Annotated in this window: 16 protein-coding genes; all 16 read right to left on the reverse strand. The window is 63.7% G+C overall.

Going from position 1 to position 24,069, the window contains the following annotated elements:
• Positions 1-113: 113 nt before the first annotated feature.
• The 16 genes from AC1DYW_RS07415 to AC1DYW_RS07490 all read right to left on the reverse strand — a co-directional run bounded on the left by AC1DYW_RS07415 (position 114) and on the right by AC1DYW_RS07490 (position 24,062).
• Complete coding sequence (locus AC1DYW_RS07415) at positions 114-809, reverse strand: 4'-phosphopantetheinyl transferase family protein (RefSeq protein WP_477225658.1); 696 nt, start codon at positions 807-809, stop codon at positions 114-116.
• Positions 802-1,224, reverse strand: coding sequence for a hypothetical protein (locus tag AC1DYW_RS07420; protein ID WP_457151207.1), 423 nt, complete (start codon positions 1,222-1,224; stop codon positions 802-804). Before AC1DYW_RS07420 ends, AC1DYW_RS07415 begins: the two co-directional genes overlap by 8 nt.
• The gene (locus AC1DYW_RS07425; protein WP_457151206.1) at positions 1,221-1,568 is read right to left on the reverse strand and encodes a hypothetical protein; all 348 of its coding nucleotides are present in this window, start codon (positions 1,566-1,568) and stop codon (positions 1,221-1,223) included. Before AC1DYW_RS07425 ends, AC1DYW_RS07420 begins: the two co-directional genes overlap by 4 nt.
• Positions 1,568-2,470, reverse strand: a complete 903-nt coding sequence (locus AC1DYW_RS07430; protein ID WP_477225659.1) for a hypothetical protein — start codon at positions 2,468-2,470, stop codon at positions 1,568-1,570. Before AC1DYW_RS07430 ends, AC1DYW_RS07425 begins: the two co-directional genes overlap by 1 nt.
• Positions 2,461-5,811 carry an amino acid adenylation domain-containing protein gene (locus AC1DYW_RS07435; protein WP_457151204.1) on the reverse strand — a complete coding sequence of 1,117 codons (3,351 nt, stop codon included), beginning with the start codon at positions 5,809-5,811 and terminating at the stop codon, positions 2,461-2,463. The genes AC1DYW_RS07430 and AC1DYW_RS07435 overlap by 10 nt, the downstream gene beginning before the upstream one ends.
• Entirely contained in the window at positions 5,808-9,044 is a 3,237-nt protein-coding gene (locus tag AC1DYW_RS07440; protein WP_477225660.1) for an amino acid adenylation domain-containing protein, read from the reverse strand. Before AC1DYW_RS07440 ends, AC1DYW_RS07435 begins: the two co-directional genes overlap by 4 nt.
• Entirely contained in the window at positions 9,041-13,648 is a 4,608-nt protein-coding gene (locus tag AC1DYW_RS07445) for a non-ribosomal peptide synthetase (RefSeq protein WP_477225661.1), read from the reverse strand. Before AC1DYW_RS07445 ends, AC1DYW_RS07440 begins: the two co-directional genes overlap by 4 nt.
• Positions 13,649-13,672: 24 nt before the next feature.
• On the reverse strand, positions 13,673-14,083 hold the full coding sequence (locus AC1DYW_RS07450; protein WP_477225662.1) for a hypothetical protein: 411 nt from the start codon (positions 14,081-14,083) through the stop codon (positions 13,673-13,675).
• A 430-nt stretch (positions 14,084-14,513) separates the two neighbouring features.
• Positions 14,514-16,091, reverse strand: coding sequence for an alpha/beta hydrolase family protein (locus AC1DYW_RS07455; RefSeq protein ID WP_457155044.1), 1,578 nt, complete (start codon positions 16,089-16,091; stop codon positions 14,514-14,516).
• 9 nt (positions 16,092-16,100) lie between these two features.
• Positions 16,101-18,038 carry a RiPP maturation radical SAM C-methyltransferase gene (locus AC1DYW_RS07460; protein ID WP_477225663.1) on the reverse strand — a complete coding sequence of 646 codons (1,938 nt, stop codon included), beginning with the start codon at positions 18,036-18,038 and terminating at the stop codon, positions 16,101-16,103.
• Complete coding sequence (locus AC1DYW_RS07465) at positions 18,022-18,594, reverse strand: hypothetical protein (protein ID WP_457152877.1); 573 nt, start codon at positions 18,592-18,594, stop codon at positions 18,022-18,024. Before AC1DYW_RS07465 ends, AC1DYW_RS07460 begins: the two co-directional genes overlap by 17 nt.
• 73 nt (positions 18,595-18,667) lie before the next feature.
• Positions 18,668-19,213, reverse strand: coding sequence for a hypothetical protein (locus AC1DYW_RS07470; RefSeq protein ID WP_095080443.1), 546 nt, complete (start codon positions 19,211-19,213; stop codon positions 18,668-18,670).
• Positions 19,206-20,291 carry a hypothetical protein gene (locus tag AC1DYW_RS07475; protein ID WP_477225664.1) on the reverse strand — a complete coding sequence of 362 codons (1,086 nt, stop codon included), beginning with the start codon at positions 20,289-20,291 and terminating at the stop codon, positions 19,206-19,208. The genes AC1DYW_RS07470 and AC1DYW_RS07475 overlap by 8 nt, the downstream gene beginning before the upstream one ends.
• Positions 20,288-21,331, reverse strand: coding sequence for a hypothetical protein (locus AC1DYW_RS07480; protein ID WP_477225665.1), 1,044 nt, complete (start codon positions 21,329-21,331; stop codon positions 20,288-20,290). The genes AC1DYW_RS07475 and AC1DYW_RS07480 overlap by 4 nt, the downstream gene beginning before the upstream one ends.
• A 176-nt stretch (positions 21,332-21,507) precedes the next feature.
• Positions 21,508-22,719 carry a radical SAM/SPASM domain-containing protein gene (locus AC1DYW_RS07485; protein WP_477225666.1) on the reverse strand — a complete coding sequence of 404 codons (1,212 nt, stop codon included), beginning with the start codon at positions 22,717-22,719 and terminating at the stop codon, positions 21,508-21,510.
• On the reverse strand, positions 22,716-24,062 hold the full coding sequence (locus tag AC1DYW_RS07490; protein WP_095080450.1) for a radical SAM/SPASM domain-containing protein: 1,347 nt from the start codon (positions 24,060-24,062) through the stop codon (positions 22,716-22,718). The genes AC1DYW_RS07485 and AC1DYW_RS07490 overlap by 4 nt, the downstream gene beginning before the upstream one ends.
• Positions 24,063-24,069: the final 7 nt, after the last annotated feature.

The following is a 24,069-nucleotide window of genomic DNA, read 5'->3' on the forward strand; positions in this document are numbered from 1 at the left end:
TTCCTGCAGACAAGAGGGCCCCCTCGTACATTGGTGGCTTAGCCGCTCCCGTCAAGGAAAGCTGTTCTCCAGAACCAAATTGCTTGGCATCTTTCGAGACAGCCGGGTCGGTCTTACGCACGCTGGACCATGAACGAGGCCGTACAAGGTGCCCCGCCTTCGACTGCGAGCGCCGCAGTCCAGGAACTGCCTACCGGCACATCGAGAACTCGGCAGTTGGGACGGTGCAAGGCCGCACCGACGACGATATGTTCCCCGGCCCTCGCACTCATGGGTACGTCAAGCTCTTGAGGCGCCACGGAAAATCCGCAACCCCACGCCTTGAGTATCGCCTCCTTGCGCACCCAGCCGCGGTAGAGGGCGGCCAGGCGGTCGCCGGGGGAGGAGGCTCTCCAGGCGGCATAGTCGCGTGGCGATGCCCATGTCGTCAGGATTTCGGCGGCATCGATGGTCTCGATGCGTTCCAGATCGACGCCGACCTCGCACTCAGATGCAAATGCGAGAAGCGCCGCCCCACCCGCATGCGAAACATTGAAGCGCAACCGTTCGCATGGCAACCGAGGCTTGCCGTGAGCGCCATACGCAAAGGGGACGGACTGTGGCTGCACCGCCAGGTAACTCGCCAGGATGCGACGCAATCCCGCTCGCGTGCGCACGAATTGTGCCCGCGCCCGGGGGCAACGCAGCCGCACCGCGCGCCCGCGTTCTTCATCGTCGAGCAGCTCCAGCGCATCGGCTTCTGCCGCAATGCACGGCCGCACGTCGAGCAGCCACAAGTCGACCTTGCCGACGTCCGGCGGCTCAGGCATTTTCGATGTCGACCGCCACATTGGCGATCCAGCTCATGCTTTGCGCGATCGCCACAAGATCCGCAGCCGCCAAATTGTCAGGCGGGACCGCAGCCCAAGCCTTGATGAGGTCGGCCACGTATTCGTGCAGTGCCTCCCGCACCATCCTTCGCGCTTCCGGCGTCAGTGTCGCCGCACGCAGCGCCTCGTGATAGGTGGCAAATGACTGAGCTATGCGTTCCGCCGCCTCGGGGGCCTGGAGCGGCTCCTGCATCGCCTCGGCGCAGCGGGCGAAGGTCTCGGCAACGGCCGCGCCATCCTCTGGCGATGTCCAGGCGGATTCGAGGACGCCGCGAAAGCGTGCGAAAGCGCGGGCGAAGTCGAGTTGGGGACCGTCATGGGTCCATTGCCAAGGCGATTGTTGCTCCGGGTTCATGATACAGCTCCAGAGTTGGTCCGTTTGCGCGCTTCATCCAGTAACGCGCCATAGCCATGACGTCGCGCAGACGTCTCAAGCAACGCCTCGATACCGGTGCTGTCCTGCCAGGCGCCACCTTGCATCTCGACCACCTTCTCCTTGACCCGCAGTAAGATCGGTTCAGAACCGGGCAGGCCGTCGCCCAGGACGACGAACCCGCGCCAGCCCGCCTGAGGCCCGGGCGGCGCGACGCTTGGAACCGACAACGCCCGCGCCCGGGCGGCCAGTTCCGCGGCCTCATTGGGTGCCAGCCCGAACGTAGGATTCGGCCTTCCAGAGAACATGTCCAACACCACGCGCACTACAAGACCTCCACTCCCGGCGGTACGAATAGATAGCTGCAAAATTGTGTGTAGGGGCCGCGGTCGCACGTCGCCGGCGTCAGTGCGCCGGCAATGACGCGGCCCTGGTTGTCGACATTGCGGGCACTGTAGATGCCCAGCTTGTGGGCCCAGAAGGCGCCATGCGAGCGGTACCAATGGAAATCGTGTCCCGGCCAAACAGCCAGCGCCGCCAGCCGCGCCGGGCCGTCGCAGTTGGCCCTGAACCCATCGGCGATTGCAGCTCGCGCAACCGCCTCGCAGCTGAACTCGTCATACTGGCGGCCAACCCTGCGTCCGGGCTGCGCCACGAAATTGGAAACATAGTTGCTGGCATAATTGTAGCAATTGTTGCGAAGGCGCACGGAAGCTGTGTTCCAGAACCAGGGGCTATAAGCGGCGAGGATCGGCTCACAGGGCGGGCCGACCTCCGGCTGTTCGGCAGCTGTGGCCGCGTCCGCGTGGCTGGCGCGTAGCGCGGCGCTGCGGCCAGCACGTGGTGCCACCCCGTCGCCCCGCCATTCGACGCAGCGCGCTGCTTCATCGATCACTGTACGCGCAACGATCGGTCGGGCGCTTTCCAACAGCGCCAAAACGGCCTCGCGCTCGTCATCCGGCAGCGGCGCCCGTCGTGCGGAGACGAGCTCCTCCCTGGTCTCCACTGTCGCAGGCGGTGGCACGCCGACATAAAAGGCTGCGGGCGCGTCGGCGTCTTCCGGACCACTCCCGACAAGCAGGCCGCGATAGCCAAGCGCCGGCATCGGGGTGGCAGAAGCCGGCCCTCCCTGGCGCGACATCAGCTGCCTGAAATGTTGGGCCAAAGCCGGCGGCACCTGCCATGTCGGGTTGGGACGACCGGAGAACACATCTAGCATCACACGCATGCGCCATCTCCTTGCTCATGCAATTGTTGGCGTACATCGGCATCGCTCATTTCAAGCACCTGGAGCACGATGGCTGCGGCCGCTTCCAACCGCTGCCGCGCCGAATCGTCAGGGGCAATCGCGCGTGCAAGCTCGCGTGCGCATCGGGCCTCGAACACTCGACGCAGCGGAATCTCGATCTGCAGCAGCTCTCGCAGTTGCGAAACCAGTCGCGTAGCCAATAGCGAGTGGCCTCCGAGATCGGCAAAGAAATCGTCGGTCGCGCCGGCTTCCGGGACCTTCAACACGTCGCAGAAGCACCTGACGAGCAATGTTTCAAGGGCGGTTTGCGGAGTCGCGTGCCGCCGCTGCCTCGGGGCGGCGCCGGCAAGCATCCCGGCGATACGATCGCGGTCTGCCTTGCCATTGGCGGTGAGCGGGATCTCTTCGACGACCTTGAAGGCGCTCGGGATCATGAACGGCGGCAGTTTATCCTGGAGATGGTTGCGAAAAGTCCCGGTCAAGTCGGCCTGATCGAGGTCGCACCCCGGCGCAAGCAGCAATGCCGCATGCAGCCGGTCATCACCCGGCCCGGCGTGATGCAGCACCACGGCCGCTTCGGCCACCGCCGGGTGTGTGCGCAATGCAGCCTCCACCTCATCTGGCTCGACACGGTGGCCACGCAACTTGATCTGATTGTCGGCGCGGCCGAGGTATTCGAGCGTGCCATCACGACGGTGCCGCACTCGGTCTCCTGAACGGTAGACCAGGGCTCCGTCCGGTCCGCGTACGAAACGCTCCGCGGTGAGACCGGCCTGACCGACATAGCCCAGCGCAACGCCGGCGCCGCCAATTCGCAGTTCGCCAACCACCCCGACCGGGACCGGCGCACCGGACCCGTTACACACATTCAACCGCGTGAGGGCGATTGGACGGCCAATCGGCACCGGGCCCGGTCGAATGTCGCCGGCGCGCAGAAAATGCGCGCAGCAACCAACCGTGGTTTCTGTTGGCCCGTACTCATTGACGATCAGCAATCCCGGCATGTGCGTGCGCCAGGGCTCCAGCGTCTCGCCGTGCAAGGCTTCGCCCCCAACGATGAAACAGCCGGTTGCGCAGGCGGGCGCCCGCCCTGCCGCAAGCTGGCGCAAACCTTCGAGGTGGCTTGGGGTCAATTTGACAAAGCTGTAGCGCCGGCCCGAGTGAAGCGCTTCCTCGAGCGCTTCGAGGCCGCCCCCGGCTGGCAGCAAGAACACGGTCTTGCCGCACAAGAGCGGCACGAAAAGCGTGGTGACCGACATGTCGGCGGTGATCGAAGTGCACAGCGGTGCCCCTTCGCCATCGTTCACCGGATAGACGCTCATGCACCAGCGGAGGTAGTTGAGCAATGCACGATGCGGCACCGAGACGCCCTTGGGCCGTCCGGTGGAACCGGAAGTGAACAATATGTAGGCCGGGCTCTCGGCGTCGCGCCGCACCTTCGGGGGCGTTACGCCGGATTGCGGTGGTTCGCGATCCACCGCGATCGAGGTGAGCCCCGTTTGCAAGTCGGATTCCGTGCCCTTGGAGACAAGAAGCACCGTCGCCCCTGCATCGACGAGCATATCGCGGGCGCGCTGAACTGGCAATTCAGACCCCAGAGGCACATAGGCAGCGCCGGCCTTGAGCACGGCGAGCAGTGCCATCGGCAGGTACGTGCACGGCTCGATCGCGACCCCGACGCAATCGCCGGGCTCCACGCCGTGTGCGATGAGTTGATGAGCGAGACTGTTGGCGCCGCCGTCGAGCTCCGCATAACTGAGGCGTCCGTCGGGTGCCTGGCAGGCGACTGCGTCCGGGCTCAGACGCGCTTGTGCTTCGAACAGCCCGCACAGGTCGGTTTCGGCCGACGGCATCACAGGGCCTCGCGACCAGGCTTCCAACTGACGCAGTTCGGCGGCATCCATCAGCGGCAGATCCGCCACCGACGCTTCGGGATCGGCCAGTGCCGCGCAAAGTAGTCGCAGGAAGCGCTCCACCAGTCGTTCGGCGCTCGCCTGCTGAAAGAGATCGGTAGCGTATTCCAGTTCGCCGATCAGGCACGATGCCGTTTCGGTAAGCTGCAGGGTAAGGTCGAAGGCAGAAGTGCCACGCGCGAAGTTGAACGCCGGCGCGGCATCCGTGATCGTCCTGCGCACCTGGCTGGAAGAGAGCACCTGGAACGAAACTTGAAACAGCGGGTTGCGCGACAGATCCTGTTCGGGCGCAAGGGCCGCCACCACCATGGAGAAGGGCAGGTCCTGGTGGTTCTGCGCCTCACGCAGCCGCGCATGCGTACGCTCCACCGCTTCCTCGAAGCTGCAGCTGCCGCTGAAATCCAGCCGCAAAACCACGGTGTTGGCAAAAAAGCCGACGACGTCTTCGAGCTCGGAATAGGGACGCGCCGCCATCGGAGTGCCGATGGTCACCTCGTCCTGTCCCGCGAGCCGGTGCAGCAGCGCGGCAAAAGCGGCAAACAGCACGGTGAAGCGTGTGGTGTGCAGGCGGCGCGCCAGTGCTTCGGCGGCCGCGGTTGCGGCTGCGTCGATGGTGATCGGTGCGCGCGCCCCGCGATAACTTGGCCGGGCGGGACGAGGATGGTCCGTGGGCAGCTCGAGTTGCTGCATGCCCTCCAGCCGCTGCACCCAGTATTTGCGGTGCTGAGCCATCCGTTCACCGGACATTGCCTCGCGTTGCCAGACGGCAAAGTCGGCATACTGCACCGGCAATGGTGGCAGGGACGGAAGCCGGCCGGTCAACAGCTCGGAATAGACCTGGCCGATTTCGGCCAGCAATTTCTCCAGCGACCATCCGTCGGCGACGATGTGATGGATCACGAGCAGCAGCAGTGATTCACCGGCAGAAAGCTCCAACAGCCGACAATGCAGAAGCGGGCCTTCGGCAAGGTCGAAAGGCTGCTGGCTGGCAGCCGAGGCAATCTGCGCGGCGCGCGCCTCCGGATCCGGCTCGCAGCTGAGGTCGTCGATCTCGCATCGCATGGTCGTTGCAGGCAGAATGCGCTGCACCGGCTGCCCTCGGACGAGCGGGAACACGGTGCGCAGCGCCTCATGGCGGGCGACTACCGTCGACAGTGCCTTTTCCAGGTAACGCTGGAGCGGGACAAACGGCAGCCTCTGCGCAATCGAGATATTGTAGAATGGATTGCCCGGAACGAGTTGGTCGAGGAACCACAGGCGATCTTGCGAGTGTGAAAGCGGGAAGTCGCGCCCGTCGCGCGGCTGGACGGGAATTTCCTGCGCCGGCCGAACCCGAATGAGGTGCTCGCGCAGCGAGCGCTTCTGCTCCGGGGTCATTGCGGTGATACGGTTTTGCAGACTGTTCAAGGCGCCCCTCTCGATTCAGCTGGTTCTCGCGAGGCGAGCAGCGCCTCGCGCTCGGCCGCCGGCAGCGACGTCAACAGCTCCAACAGCTCGTCGTCGCTGGCTTCCGGTGTCGCGGCCTGGCGCTCCGCGATCCAACCGGCAAGCTGGCGGACAGATGGGTGGTCAAACACGGCTCCCGCCGGCACATCGGTTCCGAGTTGGCGTGACAGTCGTGAACTGACGCGCAAGGCCGCCAGCGAATGCCCGCCGAGATCGAGGAAGAAGTCTGCGTCAAGCGTCACCAGATGCAGCTGCAGCACCTGCGCGAAACACGCCTGGACCTCCTTTTCAAATGGCAGCACTGGATTGGCATCGCCAGTATCCGGCAGCTCTCCCGGCGGCGGCAGCGCCAGTCTGTCGCGCTTGCCGTTGGGCGTCAGCGGCAGCGCGTCGAAACGCACGATGACTGCCGGCAGGAACGCGTGCGGAAGCCGTTCCCGCAACCCGGCCAACAATCGCCGGGCATCGAAGCTTGATGCGGGCGCAGCGACATAGGCAACCAGGCGATCCTCCCGCAGCACAACCATGGCATCGCTGACTTCGGGGGCTTGGCGAAGAACCGCCTCGACTTCAGCCGGTTCGATCCGGAAGCCACGCAACTTGATCTGCTGGTCGCGCCGGCCGAGGCAGACAATCAAGCCGTCGCGCTGCACCCGGGCCAGGTCCCCGGTGCGATACATTCGTGCCGCCTTGCTGCCTGCAAAAGGGTCGCCCACAAAGCGCTCGCGCGTCAGTTCGGTGGGCCCGAGATATCCAAGCGCGACACCTGCGCCGCCAATGTACAGCTCGCCCGCCACATCAAGCGGAACGGGGCGCAGCTTGCTGTCGAGCACATAGGCACGCACGCCGGTGATCGGTCGACCGATCGGGACGACGCCCAGCACGGGAGGCTCTTGATCGGGATCGAACCAAGTGGCGTCCCAGATTTCCGAAGTCCCGTAAAGATTGTAGAGCGTCGCCTCCGCATGGTGTCGTCGGAACTGGTGGTAGAGGTCTGCCGGGAGCGGCTCGCCGGTGCAAACCCAGAACAGCAGGTGCGGCAAGTGCCGCCCGAGGTCCGGTTGCGCCTCGAGCATCATCTTAAGCAGCGACGGCACCAGCCACAGCCTTGTGACGCCGCGCGATGCCAGCAGGCGGATCAACGCGGAAGCATCCGTTGCGATCTGCTCGGAAACGATCGTGGTCGGCACACCTTGCAGCGTGGCGCCCAACAGCTCCCACAGCGAATCGACAAAGTTGATCGCGGTACGCTGACAGGCCATTTCGTTGGCGGCGAAGGGATAGGCCTGCCACATCCATGCGAGCCGGTTCGACACCTGGCCCCATTGAACCAGCACTCCTTTCGGCCGGCCCGTCGAGCCTGATGTGAAGACGATATAGGCGGGGTCGTCGCGCCGCCAACAGACCGGTCCGTCGTTTGCCGCATCGTCGCTGCAGGGTTCGAGGACGTCGCCGATGTCGATCACGGTTGCCGGTCCGTCCGGCGGCGTTGGGCCGGTTGCCAGCAGCACGGCCGGCTTGGCGTCCGCCAGCATCTGTTCCAGGCGGTGCCTGGGATAGCCCGGATCGAGCGGCAGATAGACGCCGTGCGCCTTCAGCACGGCGTAGAAGGCCACAACTTGCTCCAACGATCGGGGTGCAGACACGGCGACCGGCACGCCGCGATCCACACCCAGGTCGCGTAACCGTCGTGCGAGCCGCGACGACGCGCGCTCCAACGTGTCGAAGTCGAGCACACGATCGTCGGCGATGAAGGCCGGAGCCGTGCCTTTGTCGCGCGCCAGACCCCGCAACAATTCGAGCGGGTCCAGATCCACGCATGCATCGGCATCGCCGACGTTTGGTTCTTCGATCAGCCGCCGGCGTTCAGCATCGGAGAGCGGCGAAAAGGTCGCCAGAGTTGCAAAGGGCGCAGCGCATATGCCCCGCAGCAGGTTGAGCAGATGCTTGATAAGAGCTCCCATGTCATCGCCATGGAAACGGCTACGGTCGAACCGCAGTTTGAGCTGCAGCCGATCACCCGGAACAGCGAGCAAGCTGAGCGGCACATTGGCACGCGCCAAGTCGACGCCGCCGGTCGTGGATTCGAGCTTGGCCGCCGCTTGCGGGAAATTCTCGAACACCACCAGCGTGTCGAACAGAGGTCGATCAGGGGCGATCTCGCAGCAGCGTTGCAGTTCGGCGCTGTCGAGGTGGTGGAAAGCCGAGCCGCGTGCCTGCGCACTCTGCAAATCCTTGAGCCATGGCACCAGTGCTGCCTGCGGATCCACGCGCACCCGCACCGGGACCGCGTTGATGAAGAGACCGATCATCTGCTCGATGCCAGGAACCTCAGGCGGTCGCCCGGAAACGACGGCACCGAAAACCACATCGTCGCGGTCCGTATAGTGGCCGAGCAGCAAAGCCCACGCACCCTGCAGTACGGTGTTCAACGTCAGGCCGTGCTGGCGTGCGAACGCCCTGAGCCGCTCCGATTCCCCTGCATCGAGGTTGCCGCTGACCTCGTTGTCTGCATCTGCAAGAGCCGCTCGGCCAGGGGGCCGCGGCAGGCCGATCTCCACCGGCTCGTCGTAGCCACGAAGCACGTCGGCCCAATATTCGCGCGCTGCTTCGAGGTCGCGCGTGGCCAGCCAGTCGATGTAGTGGCGTAGCGAGCGTCGCACCGGAGGCTGGTAGGGCGCGTTGCGGACCAGCGCGCGATAATGTTCGATCATCTCCGCTGCCAGCAGTTGCGCACTCCATCCGTCGAGCAGGATGTGATGAAACTGCCAGACAAATCTCACTTGTCCGGCACGGCCGCGGATCAGCGCCAGCCGCATCAACGGTGGACGATCGAGCACGAAGCCCGCCCGGCGGCTGTCCCCCAGGTACCCTGCCAGCTGAGCTTCGAAGGCGGCCGCGTCGAGATGTCGCCAGTCGAGCTGTTCGAAAGCCAGCGCGACGTGACGGTGAACAACTTGCACCGGCTGCTCAAGGTCTTGCCAGTGGAAGGATGTGCGCAGTGCAGGCGTGCGCCGAAGCAGTTCGTGCCACGCCGCCTGGAACGCGTGCGCATCGACGGGCTCCGGCAGCGACATCACCTCCTGCTGGATGAAGACGCCGCTTTCCGGCGCACGCAGACTGGCGACCAGCATCGCCGCCTGGAGCGGCGCCAGTGGCCAGAAGTCTTCAACGTCAACGCTGTTCGTATTCAATCTTGGCCCCCCTGCCCACGGTTGAGGCGCGACATCAACGTGACCAGGTCCTCCGCCTTGATATGACGGGCGAACCCCCCAACGTCCTCTTCTTCATCAACGTCCTCTTCAACGGATTCGGTCGGCTTCGCGGCGCGAGCGAGCAGGGCCAGTGTCTTGTGGACGAAGATGTCGTTCGGCTCGATCGACAGCCCCGCCTCACGCGCGCGGCTGACGACCTGGATGCCGAGGATGGAGTCACCGCCGAGCTCAAAGAAATTGTCGTTGATGCCTACCTGCTCAAGCCGCAATATTTCGCCCCAGATGGCGGCGAGCCGCAATTCGGCAGCCGTCGATGGGGCAACGTACTCAGCTCCGAGTTCAGGCCGCATGCCGTCTATCTTCGGCAGGCGGTGGCGGTCGATCTTGCCGCTAACCGTCATGGGCAGCGCGTCAAGCAGCAGGAAGCGCGCCGGGATCATGTAGGCCGGCAAACGCTGGGCAAGGAAGGCGCGGACCTGCGGTACCATCTTTCGCGCGAAGGCGGATTGCAGCGGGTTGTTGGTCCAGCGCCGGCGATGCGCGGCGCCGCCTCCAAGAGTGCGCCTCGGGATTGGCCCGCGGCCCGTCCGATTCATTGCGAGCGGACTGAACACGGCGTCGATGTGACCGGTCGCGTGGCGTCCCGCAACATGAAGCTCGACCTTGCAGCCGGCTTCGGTCGCGCACGCGAGCAACTGGTCCGCGTCAAGCCCCTGCACGGTCAACTGTCCTGCGTTCGAGCGCAGATCACCGACGCAGCGCGATCCATCGCTGCCCATGACCTCCGCGGCGGCGTGCATCTCCGCCGCGACGGTTCGGCCTGGAATGTCGGCGACCAGCAGGGTTTTCCCGTCAAGTGCCCGCAACGTCCGCAGCAGCGCTTCGGCGCTGCCCACGCTCGCCCAGTCACAGGTGTCCCCCGCCTCCACAACCTCGGGCGACCAGCCGACATGGAGCATGACGTCATATCGGAAAAGCGTCAGCTCATTATCGGCACGGCACGGTTTGGCCAGGATTTCAACGGCCCGGATGCCGGGGAAATCCGCTGCCAGCGCGAGGAAAAATTCGGAATCGACCGCCAGCTCTTGTTCCAACCCCAGGCGGCGCGCCACACGTTCCTGCAAGGTGGCCAGCGGCAGGTCGGACTCGGCCCGGTACAACTCCACAGAGGCTGCGAAACACTCCAGCAGCGCCAGGCTCCGCACATCACCGATGAATACGGTGCCGCGGGTACCCAGCGTTGACAACGCGGCGCCTATCACGTCGATCAGGTAGCGTTCGCTCGGGAAGTACTGCACGACCGAATTGAGGATCACCAGGTCCACCGCATCCATCGATTGGGCCGCGACCTCGTGCGCAGCGCAACGACGGAACTCGATACCCTTGATCCCGGTGCCGGCCGCATGCTTGGCCATATGGTCAAGCGCGCCTTGCGAGATGTCGGTTGCCACGTAGCGCCGGGCCTTGGGTGCCAGGCGAAAAGCCAGCAAACCGGTGCCGCAGCCAATTTCGAGGGCTTGCTCGGCTGCGAGCGAATTCAATCGTTCAACCGTGCTTGCCAACCACTCTCGCATCGTCCGCTCGTCTAGCGGCAGGCCCGTGTAGCTGCTGTTCCAGCCATCGATGACGAATGCCGGGTCGGTAGCTTCCGCGATCGTACCGTAGGTTTCATCGTAGATGCGGTGCCAGTGTTCCACCTGCTCGCCGGAAGCTGCGCTCTCGAACTGCGCGTCAGGTACGCATGGGTCGTCGCGCTGCACCACATATGCGACAAGACGCGCATCTCCAGTGCCGACCTCGCGCACTGCGACCGCCGCCTCGGCGATCTCGGGATGCGATTGCAATGCCGCCTCGACTTCGCCGAGTTCGATCCGGTGACCGCGAAGCTTGATCTGGCGATCGATGCGGCCGATGAAGTCGATGCGCCCGTCGGCAAGCAATCGCACCCGGTCGCCAGTACGATAGATTCGTTCGACAGGGCCATTGCCCAGTCGCAGCTCGACGAACCGCTCGGCCGTCAGTTGCGGCCTGCCAAGATATTGCCGAGCCAGTCCGATCCCTTCCAGGCAGAGCTCACCTGGGACGCCGATCGGCACCGGCTCTCCGTGCGCATCGAGGACGAAGGCCAGCATATTGTCGATCGGCACGCCGATGGTCGGCGCGCGCGAAAAATCCTCGCATCGCTCCCATGTCGCCCAGATGGTCGTTTCCGTGGGACCGTACAGGTTGAAGAAGTGCCTGCCGGGCGCCCATTGTGCCACTATCGAGGCCGGACAAGCTTCGCCTGCCACCATCAGCGTGGTGAGAGTTCGCAACCCCGATGCATCGAACGCAAACAGCGCGGAAGGCGGCAACACCGCGTGGGTGACGCGCGCCTCGTCGATCAGCCGGGCGAGCCCGGGACCGGGCATGCGTTGCTCTGGTCCCGGGATCACCAGCGTGGCGCCGACGCCGAGGGCGAGGCCGAGTTCGAATACGGCGGCATCGAAGCTGAGCGAGGCGAACTGCAGCACACGGCTTTCCGCCGTCGTATCGAGCAGTCGTCGTTGGGCCGCCAGAACATTGGCCAGTCCACGCTGCCCGATGACCACGCCCTTCGGCTGGCCCGTCGAGCCTGATGTGTAGATGATGTAGGCCACATCACCTGATGCGCGCTCAGTTGAACGCGGGGCCGTGGTGCCGTCGCGCGCCATCGCGCTGACGAAGAGTGGCCGGCATTCGAGCAACGACAGCGCGCCCTCGACACGGCCCCACGCCGCAGGCTCGGTGAGGACGTGGCGCGCCCCGGTGTCCTCGGCAATATAGCGCAAGCGCTCGATCGGGAGATCGATATCGAGAGGCACGAACGCCGCGCCTGCCTTCAGCGCGGCGAGTATCGCGACCACGGCCGCAGGGGAGCGATCGAGCAGCAGCAATACCAGTTCGCCTGGCCGAACGCCGGCCTCCTCAAGTCCGGCGGCGAGTTCTTCAGCCTGCTGGTCAAGCGCCCCATATGTGAAGGTGCCCGCGGGGCCGGCAAGTGCGATACGCTCAGGTGCGTTCGCTGCGAAGCGCTCGAATTGCTTGCAGAGCGGCGTCTCGTCGAAGGCGACCGCTTTGCCCTCGGACGCGTGCCGGAACCGGTTCCGCTCGTCCCCGTCGAGCATCGCGATCGTATCGATCGGCTGGTCGGGGTCTGCCGCCGCCGAGTTCAGCAAGAAGCAGAAATGCCCGACCATGCGCGCGGCCGTCTCGGGATCGAATAACGCGGTGCTGTATTCCATGCCTCCGGAAATCCCGCCGGCATGCTCATGCAGGTGGAATGCGATATCGAAAATGGAGGTTCCGCGTTCGATGGAGACCACCGAATCCTGAGCCGGCAGTGCACTGCCGCTATCGATGTTCCATGCGTTCTGAAGCACCAGCCCGATTTGAAACAACGGATTGCGATTAGGCTGGCGCTCGGGCTGAAGCGCTTCGACCAATTTCTCGAAGGGCATGTCCTGATGTGTGTAGGCATCGAGCGCGGTCTGCCGCACACGGCGCACCAGTTCGCGGAAGGTCGGTCTGCCGCTGACGTCGATGCGAAACACGAGTGTATTGACGAAAAAACCGATCAGCGCCTCGACCTCGGGCCGCGTACGATTGGCGATCGGGGCGCCGATCGCGATGTCCTCGTCGCCGGTGTAGCGTTGCAGCAACGCGGCAAGACCTGCCAACAGCACCATGAACAGGGTAGCGCCTTCTTCGCTTGCCACCCGTTTCAACAAAACGAGCACAGGAGCCCCGATGCTCAGCTCCTCGAAATCACCTTCGAAGCTCGGCTCGTCCGGACGCGGTCGGTCCGGCACCAGCGCCAATTGCGGCAGATCGGCGAGCTGCCGGCGCCAATAGGACAGCTCCGTCTCCAGCCGTTCGCCGCTGAAGTACTGGCGCTGCCATTCGGCGAAATCGGCATACTGGATCGCCAGGGGTTGCAGCGGGGAGGGCCGGTTGGCGACGAAGGCCCCATAGGCGGCAGCCAGTTCGCGCAGCAGGATCTGCATGGACCAGCCGTCACAGGCGATGTGATGCAGGGTCAGCAGGAGCCAGTGTTCGTGCATCGACAGTCGCAGCAAACGCGCGTGCACCATGGGCCCATGCCGCAGATCAAACGTCAGCCGCGCCTGTTCGCCGGCCTCGCGGCGCGCAGCCTTCTCGCGCTCCTTCGGCTCAAGATGCATAAGGTCGAGCAGCGGCATCGGCACCGGGCCGGGTGGCATCACCTGCTGCATCGGCTCGCCTGCAATGTCAGTGAACACAGTGCGCAGGGCGGCATGGCGTGAAACCACGTGATCAAGGGCGCGCTTGAGCGCCGCCACGTTGAGAGGGCCGCGCAAGGGCAAGTTCAGAGGCACATTGTAGAAAGGGCTTGCCGGCGCGAGGCGCTGCATGAACCACAGGCGCTGCTGGGCCCAGGAAAGCGCTGCCGGGCCAGGGTGACTGCGGGGCGACAGTAGCGGATCATCTGACGCGGGGGGCTGCAGTCCGGCCGAGCCAAGCAATTTGCCGAGCAGCGAACGACGTTCGGCACTTATGTTGCCGGATATGGGGATTGCCGTCATATGCCGACCCCAAACAGAGCAATGTCATTCGTCGGATTTGCCGCTCGCCAGTGTCTGCAGGTCGGCCAGGTAGTCCGAAAAATTCGCGCGTGCCTTTTGCTGAGCTTCGTCGTATGCGGACGCCAACTGCTCGCCCAAGTCCTTCATGGTCTGCCCGACGCTGTTCTGATGCTTGCTCATCACTTGCCCGTACTGGCGCGCGTGATCGAGCCAAGCAGACGCGGCGCGCTGTTGCGCGTCGTCCCCGTTGCCTGCCTCGCTCAACGCCCGCTGCCACGAGGCCATGATTTGTTGGAGTTGATCACGGGCCGGGACTTCGGCCTCTTCCAGCTGCTGGCGGCTGCGGCCGTAGAGTTCCTGCGCGCGCGCTGCATATTGCTGCGCCACCTCAAACCCTTTCAGGCAGTAGTTCGAATAGGCATTTTCAGCACTCATGGCGAGCTCCCGCGATCGTGGGCCCTCTGACGGCTCAGGCGCAGAACGTCGCTTGGAAGCGACTTCGTCGGACGCGCGACTTCTACGTCGGACCATGCCGGCCCTCCCGAAAAAACTAGTCGGAGGTAGCGTTGCCGAACGGTCTCGTCTGTCGCTTCCAAGACAAACAGACTCCTGATCGGCCTCCAAATCGGACGGCTTCACTACGCTCTAGCGGCTCGCATCTGCGCCGCACAAGCAACTTAAAGTTTGCAACGCCCATCGTCAACAGATTTATTTTAATCTGTATTATTAAAATAAAATTGTTATAGAAAGAAATACTGCAAAAAGTTTTCTATAAGCGCCATGACCGAGGTCAGGTGCCGATAATTGCTATATATCGTCGAACGCATCGCCAGAATGTATTTGGCAAAGCGTGACGCAATCGGCGTCAACGTCGCGGTTTGGGTGCACTGGCAGCAAGTCCGGCAATCCACCCAGCAACGGCTGCGAGATACTCCGGGTTCGGTGGCAGATCCTGGCGGTAACGCTCCGGCGTCGACATTTCGGGCTCGAGCCGGAATAGATGGTCGGCGTTGTGGATTTCCTTGTATGTGGAGCGGACATTGTGGCTGCGGGCGGCGCGGTGCAGCGCTTTGGCATCACGGTCTGCCGATGTCTGAATGTCTTTGTCGCCGTGCAAGATCAGCATCGGACAGCGGACGGCTCCAACCGCTGCGCGTGGATCGGTTTCGAGAACGGCCGGATCGGTGAGCGGTCTCAGGCCCCCGAGCCGCAGTTCCGCGCCATCTGTCCTTGCTTCCCGGTCGAGCCACTGCCGTAGTGCCGCGTCTCGCTTGCCGGCCTCTTCTTCCGACACGTGCAGGCGTGCGCTCTCGCGTGCATTCTGTTCCATCAGGATATCGCGCAACGGCCTGCCCGGGGGGGCAAGCAGGATCAGGCCGGCCGGCGCCAGGGCCGGGTCGGTCGACAACAGCTGCAGGATCACAAGGGCGCCCAGGCTATGACCGGCTGCGAAAAGATGCAGGGCATCGATGTCGGCGCGCGCGGCGAGCCAGCGCCAGGCGGCGGCGGCATCGGCCAGCCGCGTCGCGCCCAAGGGGCGGTCGGCCTTGCCGAATCCGGTTTTGCCTGCTCCGCGCGCATCTATCGCCAGGCTGGCTACGCCGACTTGCGCGAGCGCATCCATCGTCTCGAGTGTCTTCAGGCGCATGCCGGGCGCACCGCCCCAGCGGGTGATGGAGCCCGATCCATTCAGGAACAGGCAGGCCGGACTAGGCCCGGCGGGTTTGCGTCCGTGCACGAACAGGCTGTGCAGCGTGATATCCTCGCTTTCGATCGTAACTTCTTCGCGGTCGATGCCAGGGGGAGGCGGTGGTGGTTCGATGCTTTCCTCGGCGCCGCGAAGGGTCTCAATCGGCGCCGCGTGGAACACCGGCGTGCCCGCCCGCCCGATAAGCGTTCCCTTCTCGTCCATTCCCACGGCGGAGACCAGGGCGCCACTGGCGCTCATGTTGAGCCGTATGCCGATCGACGTCTCCCAGTCCAGCGCTCCGGCGGGCGCGACGTCGAAGTCGCGCACTGCCAGCGCTTCGGGTGAAAAGTAGTGAAGTTTGCGCGGACCTTCATCGCGATCGAGCGCGGCAAGACAGCGCGAAAGCTGAAGAAGTAAATTCTGTTGAAGCACGAGGTCGGGTGCGACAGTCAGCGCCAACTCATGCTCGTTGCCGTCGCGCAAGGTCAGGAGCGCACGGTTCTGACCGAAAACGGCGCGGTGAAGCACGGCGCCGGATGAAAACAGCGAATAGGTCGCAACCTTGCCGTCGTCACCGATTTCAATGACTGCCGCTTCTTGAACAGGCTTGGGTCCGCCAACCTTCTCGGCGTGCGTGGTCCAGTGATATTCGTCGACGGTCGACGCTACCCGCCGCCGCGCCTGTTCGACGAAGAGTTCGCCGCGAAGCAAAATTTGGAAACCCTCCATGAGAGGCAAATCGATTGGCTTCATTGCACCGGCTCAGGTCACCGCCGCTTCGTCTTGTCGGGCAAAGCGCATCGATGGCGCCGCCATATCCACGTGCTCGGCATCCTGGCTCGTGTCGGCGGCAACTTGGATCGCCAGCGCAAGGTAGAGATCGTCCTCCTGGAGAACGAGGTCGTTTTGGATGAAGCCTTGCACCGTTTTGGCCACGGTTTCCTCGTCCCATGCGCGATCGGGCGCAACGCCGCGCAAATTGGCGGTGAGAGAAGCAATGGATTGAATGCTGTCGAGGCCGAGATAGACGAGCCGATCGTCCCCGACCAATATGTAAGGGCGAACCGGGTGATCCGGCCGCAGGTCGATGATGGTAACCAGATCGGTGCCGACGATAGCGCTCAGCGCGGCGTGCCGGTGCTCCTGCTTCCAGTCCTGCGCCTCGCGCCAGGCGCGATTGATCCCCTCCAGCGTCTGCGCGTCGGTGGTCCCGCGGTAGGTGAAGAAATAGGCGATGCGCGCCCGTGCACCTGGTGAAACGCCCGGGTAGCAAAGGTCATAGGATGGGTATGGCTTGATGTCGGAAAGCCCGAAATCGTCCGGCCGGTCGAACATCGGCGAGAATCGGTCCAGCCGAAACGCAGCGAAGGACGACGGCGGGGTCAGGTGACGTATCGACCGCATGAAACGGATGGCTTCCTCATAGTCCTCCGGCCGTTCCCCAGGAAAGCCGCAGAGAACGTTCCAGGTGACCAGCATCTTGTGCTGGCGGACCCATTTCAAGGTCTGCACATTCTGGATGCCGCGAATGCCCTTGTCCATGAGCTTGAGCACATGCGTGTTCAGGTGCTCGATTCCGGGCTGCATCCAGGTCGTTCCCAGGCGTCTGAGAACCCCGATCTGGTCCTTCTTGAGGTTTGCCTTGGTCTCGTAGAACAGCTGCAGCTTGGTGCCGTCCTCCACCAGGGACGGAAACACCGTCGCGAAGTAGCGCATGTCGACAATGTTGTCGGTTGCGAAAAAGGTATGAATCCCCGTGCTGTCCCGCAGATGGCGGAACTCGGCCAGCGCGCGGTCCGCCGACTTTGCTCGGTAGCCGATACCGAGGCCGTTGAGGCCGCAAAAGGTGCAGTGGTGCTTTTCGCCCCACCAGCATCCGCGCGAGGTTTCGATGGTTAGCTCCGGTTCGATGAATTGCGGCGCCGTGGACCGCTCGAACGCGGCGAGGAAATCGCTGTGATCGGGGAAGGGGAGGCTGTCCATGTAGCGGACCGCAGCTTGTGGCACGAGGCTCTCGACGGTTTCGCCTCCCGCGCCACGATAGACGAGGCCGCCAATGGTTGACATGTCCGAACCTTTGCGAACGGCCTCGATCAACTGCGGAAAACTCGTATCGGACTCGCCGCGGCAGACCGCATCGATGAAGCTGAAGCTGCGATGCAGTTCAAGCCCCATCTCACCCTCGCAATTGGCGCCGCCGAACACGACATGCAGGTTTGGCGCGCGCGCCTTGAGCGCCTTGGCCATGGCAAGGCTCGCGAGGTTCTGCTGAAAGGTGCTCGAGAAACCGACAATGTCGACGTCTTGAAGGTCGATCGTTTCCGCCAGAGCGTCGATGTACTGGGGAGCCTGCTCCCGTGCATAGCGGATCTGGCCCAGGAAGGCGTTGGGGTAGTAATCGCCCGGCGTGGTCCTGGCATATCTATCGAAGGCCTCGTCGGGTAGCGCGTCGTGTCTCCAAAGTGCGCGGCTGAACACCCATTCCCCCGGCAGGTCGTGCGTCGGAGCGCTTTGCGCGATCCGCTGATAGAGCGGAAAGCCGATGCGGTCGGCAAAGCGGTGATTGGCGTAGAATACGTCGCATGCAATGCCTTGCTGTCGCAGACGCGCGGCAAACAGGCTTACGCCCAGCGCCGGCCTTTCGATCGGCAGGAACGGCATCACGCACAGCAGCACTTTCGAATTAGCGGCCTTTCGCATTGGCGGCCTCCGAGGCTTGCTGTGTTCGCCGATCCAGTTCGGCGAGGCGGACTTCCAGCCGCGACAGGCTCGCCAACCGGCTCTCCAGAACCGAAATGCGCGCGGCGAGAGGCTCGATCGCCTTGCCAACCGTGCTTCCAGACTTGAAGGAACCGGTGACGGCGATCGCCGTCACCGCAACCGCCACTGCCACGGCTTCGGCAATGATCGCCACGTCGACGTCGACATAGGCAAACGCCCCGGCGAGATCGGTCGGGTTGGCGATGCCGACTTCAGGATGATGCGCAAGGATGTACTCGCGCAGCCGGTCGAGTTCCCCGCGGCTATGCAGCTCGACCACCTGAGGGTCGAAGAACAGCCGGATGATCGCCTTCTCGCGGTCGCCAAGCGCAATCGTCTGGTCGGCGTCCACGCCATAGGTCCGCAACAATGTTCCGGGATGATCGCAGAAACTGTCGAGCACTCTGCGATCGGCAGCGATGTCGTCGCGCAGCCGGGCCAGCCCGACCGGTGGAGGTGCCGTCACAAATTCCCGCAACAGTTCCCTTTGCCGCATACCAGCCCTCCGGTGTCCACACGGACGAAGACACGGGGGTGAACGCTATGGGCGTTCACCCGGTGATGCCGCGTCAGCGAATGCGCTGCTCGAGACGGGTGACCTTCGCATCGAGCTTGTCGACAAGATTGACCCGAGCCTCGAGCGCCGCCACCTTGGCGCTGAGAATTCCCGCCTCGGCCTCGATCGTTGCCAGCTTGGAAAACCTGTCGGCTGCGCCCGCCACAACGATCGCCGCGACGGCCACCGCAACGGCGACGACCTCGACCTCGATAGCCACGTCGAAGTCCGCGACCGCCACTGCGTGGGTGTCGCCGGGATTGGTGATCACGATTTCCCTGTACTTGTCCGTGATGTGGGCGCGCAGGTCGTCGATCTTGCCGCTGTTGTACAATTCGATGACGCGAGGATCGGAGAACATCCGGATCATCGCCTTTTCACGGTCGCCGAGCTTGATATCGCCACTCACCGCAAGGCCGTGATCCTTCAGCACCGCTGACGGTTTGTCGACGAATTTCTCGAGCAGGCTCGGGTCGGACGCAAGTCTTTCTGACAGGTTCCTGACTTTTTCCGGAGGGTTATCGCTGACGAGTTTTCTGATGAGATCGCTATCATGCATGGTCTATGGCCTCCTGCCGGGATGAGGCGATTGGCGTATGCCGGGTGGACTGGTCCGGCCATTCTGCCTCGGGTTTTTGATGAGCCAGCCGATAACGGTAAAGGACGTCGTCGCGCCGCTCGCGCCAATGGTGGGCAAGCACGTCGCGCACCAATGCATCGTCATAGAGCGCGCGGCATGCGTCACAGTGATGATTGAAACGGTTCTCCCAGTCGATGCGTGGATCGATCGTGGAAGCCCAGGCGAGTATGTGCTCCGGCCCCTCTACCGCGAGCCATATCTTCAGGAAATCATTGCCGGCGGCCTCGGCGAGTTCCACGAGCGTAGCCTCTTCAAGCGATCCGATCTGCATTTCGGGAATCTGTTCGCGCGTCAAACCGCAGCAGGCGCCGACCTCGCCGCGCGGATTGACCACCATCGTGTCCAGCACGCTTTCACACGGGGCGCGGCGGTGAATGTTCAGGTGGTTGGTCAGGCTGGCGGGGCCATGCCGCACGGAATCGCGATCCTCCATCGCCATCCAGGGACTGTCGAACACAATGAGGTTGGGATGGTCGCGGATCGCTGCCATCTCCGGGTGAGAGAGCAGTCCCTGGGCATGAAAAGTCCGGTCCATTTCGCGTTCCACCACGACGACGGCATTCATGCCGAGCCTGATCGCTGCGGCTGCGCCATAGGCGATGCGCTCGACCGGTACGAACTGCTGATGGTGGTCGCCGGTGCTCAAGTTGATTTCACGCAGGCCAGCCCTGTAGAGCGGCTCGAGGCGTGCGTGCGCGGCTTGCACCGACTTCGCCCAATAGCCGTTGGTGACACACCGGCTGGCGAGCCCTCGCTCGGTGCAGCGCGCAACCGCCACGACAAGCTCATCTTCCAGCATGAAGCATTCCCCGCCGGAGAAGACCACAAGCCTCATCGACGGCATCTCAGCCGCCTGCTCAATGGCATCGAGCATGCGCCACAACGGCAGTTTCTCCGCGATCCCGGGATGCGACGCGAAGCAGCAGTTCTCGCAGGCCGCCGTGCATTGGTAGGACGTCAGCAAGGTCAGCGTGGTTGGTTTCCTGCCGGCGTTCATGCGTTGCCCTCCCGCATTTGTCTGATGACCGGGTCGAACATTGCGAAATAGGCCGGCTGTGCCTCGGACGCGCCAGCTATCACCAGGGCGATGCGCGCTATCAGCGGACCTGCCTCGAGCACGGTCTGGTCGGACGGCTCGCCGGCCCAGCGCCCGCGCGCGCTCGGCCGCGTCGGAATTGCCGGGTTTGCATCGGGCTGCAGCATGTGGGCAAGGCCGGCCGGAATCAGCACGTCGCGAATTCCGGCCTGGGTGCGGCAAACCTCGGACATCACCGCCTTCCATGGCGCGCTGTAGAGCGCCAGCATCATCAACGCGTCGGCGATATCCAGGCGGTCCAGTCCGTCGACTGCCGTCCGCGCTTCATCCGCCACCTGAGCTGGTTCACAATTCAGCATTTCGGTGACCGCCTCATTGGCGAACACCGTGGCGAGCAATGCCTCAAGACGGCAGCGCCGGTCGACAATGCTCCAGAACAGCCGCTGGGCAAGCGGTCGGCGCGGGGTGGGAAATCCTATGCAAAGCAGCCGCCGGACATGGTGCCGCTCGCTTTTTTCGATCGCATCCAACGCATCGAGCGGCGCCTCGACCGCATTGAGGACGGCGCGATCGCTAAGGAGACAGGATACGAGCCGAGAGACCGAATGGCGGGCAGGGATTAGCGTATCCTCGTCGGCCCCGATATCGATGATCAGCGGTTGGCGCCCCGGCTTTCTTTTCAGTTGCAGATTGATCCGCTCGCGCCCACCCGCGGCAAGCATGATCTCCATCTCCACCGTTTCGTGCCACGGGCTCGCAACATGCAGTCTGAACTTGCCGGGCGGCAAAGCCCTGAACAGCAAACCGTCGAAGGCGCGGGCGTAGCGAAGGATGCGCCATGTGCGTCCGCTGTCGAGATGGGTCAGTACCGGGAACATGTTTCCTTGCGGAAGCCGTCCGTCTTCGTCGCGTATTTCCAGCTCAAGACAGCACGCGACGGTCGACGACGTCGCTTGGTCAACTGGAGAAAGCATACTCATGGGACGCCGCTCCTGCCGCATCGATATAACCACCGATGCTCCGAAAATCCGTCGTGGCCACAGAATTACACCCGCACTAAGAAATACCGACTAAGAGATTCGAGATATATCTGTTGTGTATACAAATATAAATGCCGCACCGACTAAATATCAGCACAGGTTTCAGCACTTTTCAAGATTTTTTTATTATATGTTACTCATATTACATTTTCAAGCGATCCAGTTGAAATTTTCATATCTTCCGGCGCGCCAGGCAGTCGCCGGCCGGTGTCGAAAAAGCCGGCCGCGATCACGCCTTCCTCGTCACGCTCCGCCAGCTCCGACCGCTTCGGTTCGCTCGCGGCCGAGATTTCATCCTTCTCGAGAAATCGCTTGAGCAGCCAATGATCGAGGCGCGCGTCGACTTCCTTCGCGCACAAGCCTTTCGTGGCCGCGACGCAGACGTCGCAAATCGAGGCGTAGCCGTCAGGGTCGGAGGAGCGATCTGGGCTCATTTCCGCAATCGCCTCATGCAGTGCGCGCGGACCGAACTGATTTATGAACCGGAAATGCGTCCGCGTTTGCATCTCGTCAAACAGGTCCGCGAGCGAACGCTCACGCACGTTGCCGACCGTGAAGCTCGCGATCTTGCCGCCGGCGCAGCAGCACGCCTGAAAACTGCCGTCGGGGTAGATGACCGGTCGGTTCACCACTTCTTGGCAAGGCGTGTACGTGTAGGTGGCGAGATCCGAGCGGTAGTGCTCTTCGGGGTATTCGGCGGCGCGTCCGAGGCCGACAAGCCTGCCAAACGAGAGGTTCACCATCTGGCTCAATTCGGGTGGCACTGTATCCGTAGCCACCTGCCTGATGAACTCGTCCTCGTCGAAGAGGCGGATCTTCCCGGTGGGGATGCCGTAAAGTTGCGAGAACAGGGCGACAGGATCGCCCGGCATATTGAGGACCGTGTTGACGATGACTGGAAAGCCTGCTTCCCAGGCGATCTCGATTGCGCGACGGAATACCTCGGCCGGAAGGAATTCCAGGTGAAATTTGTCGGCACTGAAATTGAGGGAATCAAGCCCGGCGAGCTGCAGCCGGTAGAGAAGGCGCCGGCCGGTGGCTTGATTGCGGCCCCAAAAACCGTTGGTGATCACCCGTGTCGCAAATCCCAGCTGGTTGGCCACGCCAAGCAGGCGCTCCAGGTGGTGCGGGTACATCATCGGCTCGCCGCCGGTGAAGACGATCGTCGACGGCCTGGGATCGAGTGAGGCTGCCTCGGTGATGCAGCGCTCCGCCAATTCCATGGCCATGCTGTCGAAATTGTCCGGGCCGGAAAGGATGCCGCAATGGCGGCAGGCGATCGGGCAACGGTGCGTGAACATGATTCCCAGTTCGAGCGGACGTTGAACGTCTGTGCCGATCGCATTCATGGCGCGGCCTCCCGGTGACGGGGCTGCGCCGTCTTTGCCGTCGCCGCCCGCAGCCCGGCGTTCGACCAGACACCGCTGCCGGCCGCGCCCAAGAGCGTCGCGAGCGCGGCAAGCTCCTCGAGCCCGCCTTGATCGCCTTCCTCGCCATCCAGCGGCTCCTCGATGATCTCGAAGCGGCCGTAGTCGAACGGCACGCCGGGGGCACGCTCGACCAGACGGATCCGCTCGCGCAGGCCCTGGCCCGCGAGCGTCAGTGCCCGGTGGTGGCAGAACGGGTTGTTCCCGGGGCGCCCGAACAGCGCATGTGCCGTCCATGTGCAGCCGGCCTTGCAGCGATCGGCGTGTTCGCAGGTGGCGCAGAAACCCCACAGATCGGAGCGCGTCCTGGCGCCGAGGCCGCGTATACGCTCACTCGACCGCCACATGTCCTCGATAGAGCTGGTGCGCACCGAGCCCGCACCATAGTCGGCGCTCGGCAAGGAGGGACAGCCCTTCAATGTGCCATCGGCTTCAAGGCCCAGCGCAGCCTGACCCGCGAGGCAACCGCTCCATGTATGCCCGTCGGCGCCGCCGTAGCGCAGATAGGGCTCGTGCGGACCGAAATAGCCGATGTTGTTGCCAGGGAAGAGCTGGACGCCGCCCGGCTCCAGCACCGTCCGCTTGAGCCTTGCCAGCAGCGGCATCACGTTGAGCATATCGTAGGGCTGCAGCAGAAGGTCCGGGCGGTCTGCCGCGCGGCCGAGCGCGACCGTCAGTTGCACTTGCCAGGCGCTCGCGCCGATCTCGACCAACAGGTCGGCAAGCGCCGGCAATTCCGGCAGGCTAAGCCGGTTGATCTGGGTGTTGACGCTGAGGCCGATCCGGCCAGTGGCCATGATCCGTCTCGCTGCGTCGAGTGCTGCTTCGTAGCTGCCGATGCGGCCGCGAAGGTGGTCGTGCGTCGCGCCGATGCCGTCTATCGACACGCCGATCCGCCTGATGCCGGCCGCGAGCGCTTCCTGGATTCGGAAATCATCAAAGCGATAGCCGCCCGTCACCATGGTGCAGGCCATTCCGGCCTTGGTGACTGCGCTGGCGATATCGACCCAGTCATCCCGCAAATAGGCCTCGCCGCCGATGAGCGTGACCTCGCGAACGCCAAGCGCCGCAAGCTGCTTCACGGTGTCGAGGGCCTCCTCGAGCGTCAGCTCACCAGGGCGTTCAGCGCCAGCCCGCGAACCGCAATGCCGGCATCCGAGATCGCACTTCAGCGTGATTTCCCAGACGCAGACGCGTGGTGGCTCGGACGGGCCGGACCACCAGCGCACCGTCTTCGTCGGATCACCATCGTAGACGTCAAGCATTGGGGCG

This window comes from Mesorhizobium sp. P2_D5 (assembly GCF_056404355.1).

What these genes read in the sequence shown, in the direction of transcription:
- AC1DYW_RS07415 (WP_477225658.1), bottom strand. Translation starts at nt 809, where the DNA reads ATGCCTGAGCCGCCGGACGTCGGCAAGGTCGACTTGTGGCTGCTCGAC.
- AC1DYW_RS07420 (WP_457151207.1), bottom strand. Translation starts at nt 1,224, where the DNA reads ATGAACCCGGAGCAACAATCGCCTTGGCAATGGACCCATGACGGTCCC.
- AC1DYW_RS07430 (WP_477225659.1), bottom strand. Translation starts at nt 2,470, where the DNA reads ATGCGTGTGATGCTAGATGTGTTCTCCGGTCGTCCCAACCCGACATGG.
- AC1DYW_RS07445 (WP_477225661.1), bottom strand. Translation starts at nt 13,648, where the DNA reads ATGACGGCAATCCCCATATCCGGCAACATAAGTGCCGAACGTCGTTCG.
- AC1DYW_RS07450 (WP_477225662.1), bottom strand. Translation starts at nt 14,083, where the DNA reads ATGAGTGCTGAAAATGCCTATTCGAACTACTGCCTGAAAGGGTTTGAG.
- AC1DYW_RS07455 (WP_457155044.1), bottom strand. Translation starts at nt 16,091, where the DNA reads ATGAAGCCAATCGATTTGCCTCTCATGGAGGGTTTCCAAATTTTGCTT.
- AC1DYW_RS07460 (WP_477225663.1), bottom strand. Translation starts at nt 18,038, where the DNA reads ATGCGAAAGGCCGCTAATTCGAAAGTGCTGCTGTGCGTGATGCCGTTC.
- AC1DYW_RS07465 (WP_457152877.1), bottom strand. Translation starts at nt 18,594, where the DNA reads ATGCGGCAAAGGGAACTGTTGCGGGAATTTGTGACGGCACCTCCACCG.
- AC1DYW_RS07470 (WP_095080443.1), bottom strand. Translation starts at nt 19,213, where the DNA reads ATGCATGATAGCGATCTCATCAGAAAACTCGTCAGCGATAACCCTCCG.
- AC1DYW_RS07475 (WP_477225664.1), bottom strand. Translation starts at nt 20,291, where the DNA reads ATGAACGCCGGCAGGAAACCAACCACGCTGACCTTGCTGACGTCCTAC.
- AC1DYW_RS07480 (WP_477225665.1), bottom strand. Translation starts at nt 21,331, where the DNA reads ATGCGGCAGGAGCGGCGTCCCATGAGTATGCTTTCTCCAGTTGACCAA.
- AC1DYW_RS07485 (WP_477225666.1), bottom strand. Translation starts at nt 22,719, where the DNA reads ATGAATGCGATCGGCACAGACGTTCAACGTCCGCTCGAACTGGGAATC.
- AC1DYW_RS07490 (WP_095080450.1), bottom strand. Translation starts at nt 24,062, where the DNA reads ATGCTTGACGTCTACGATGGTGATCCGACGAAGACGGTGCGCTGGTGG.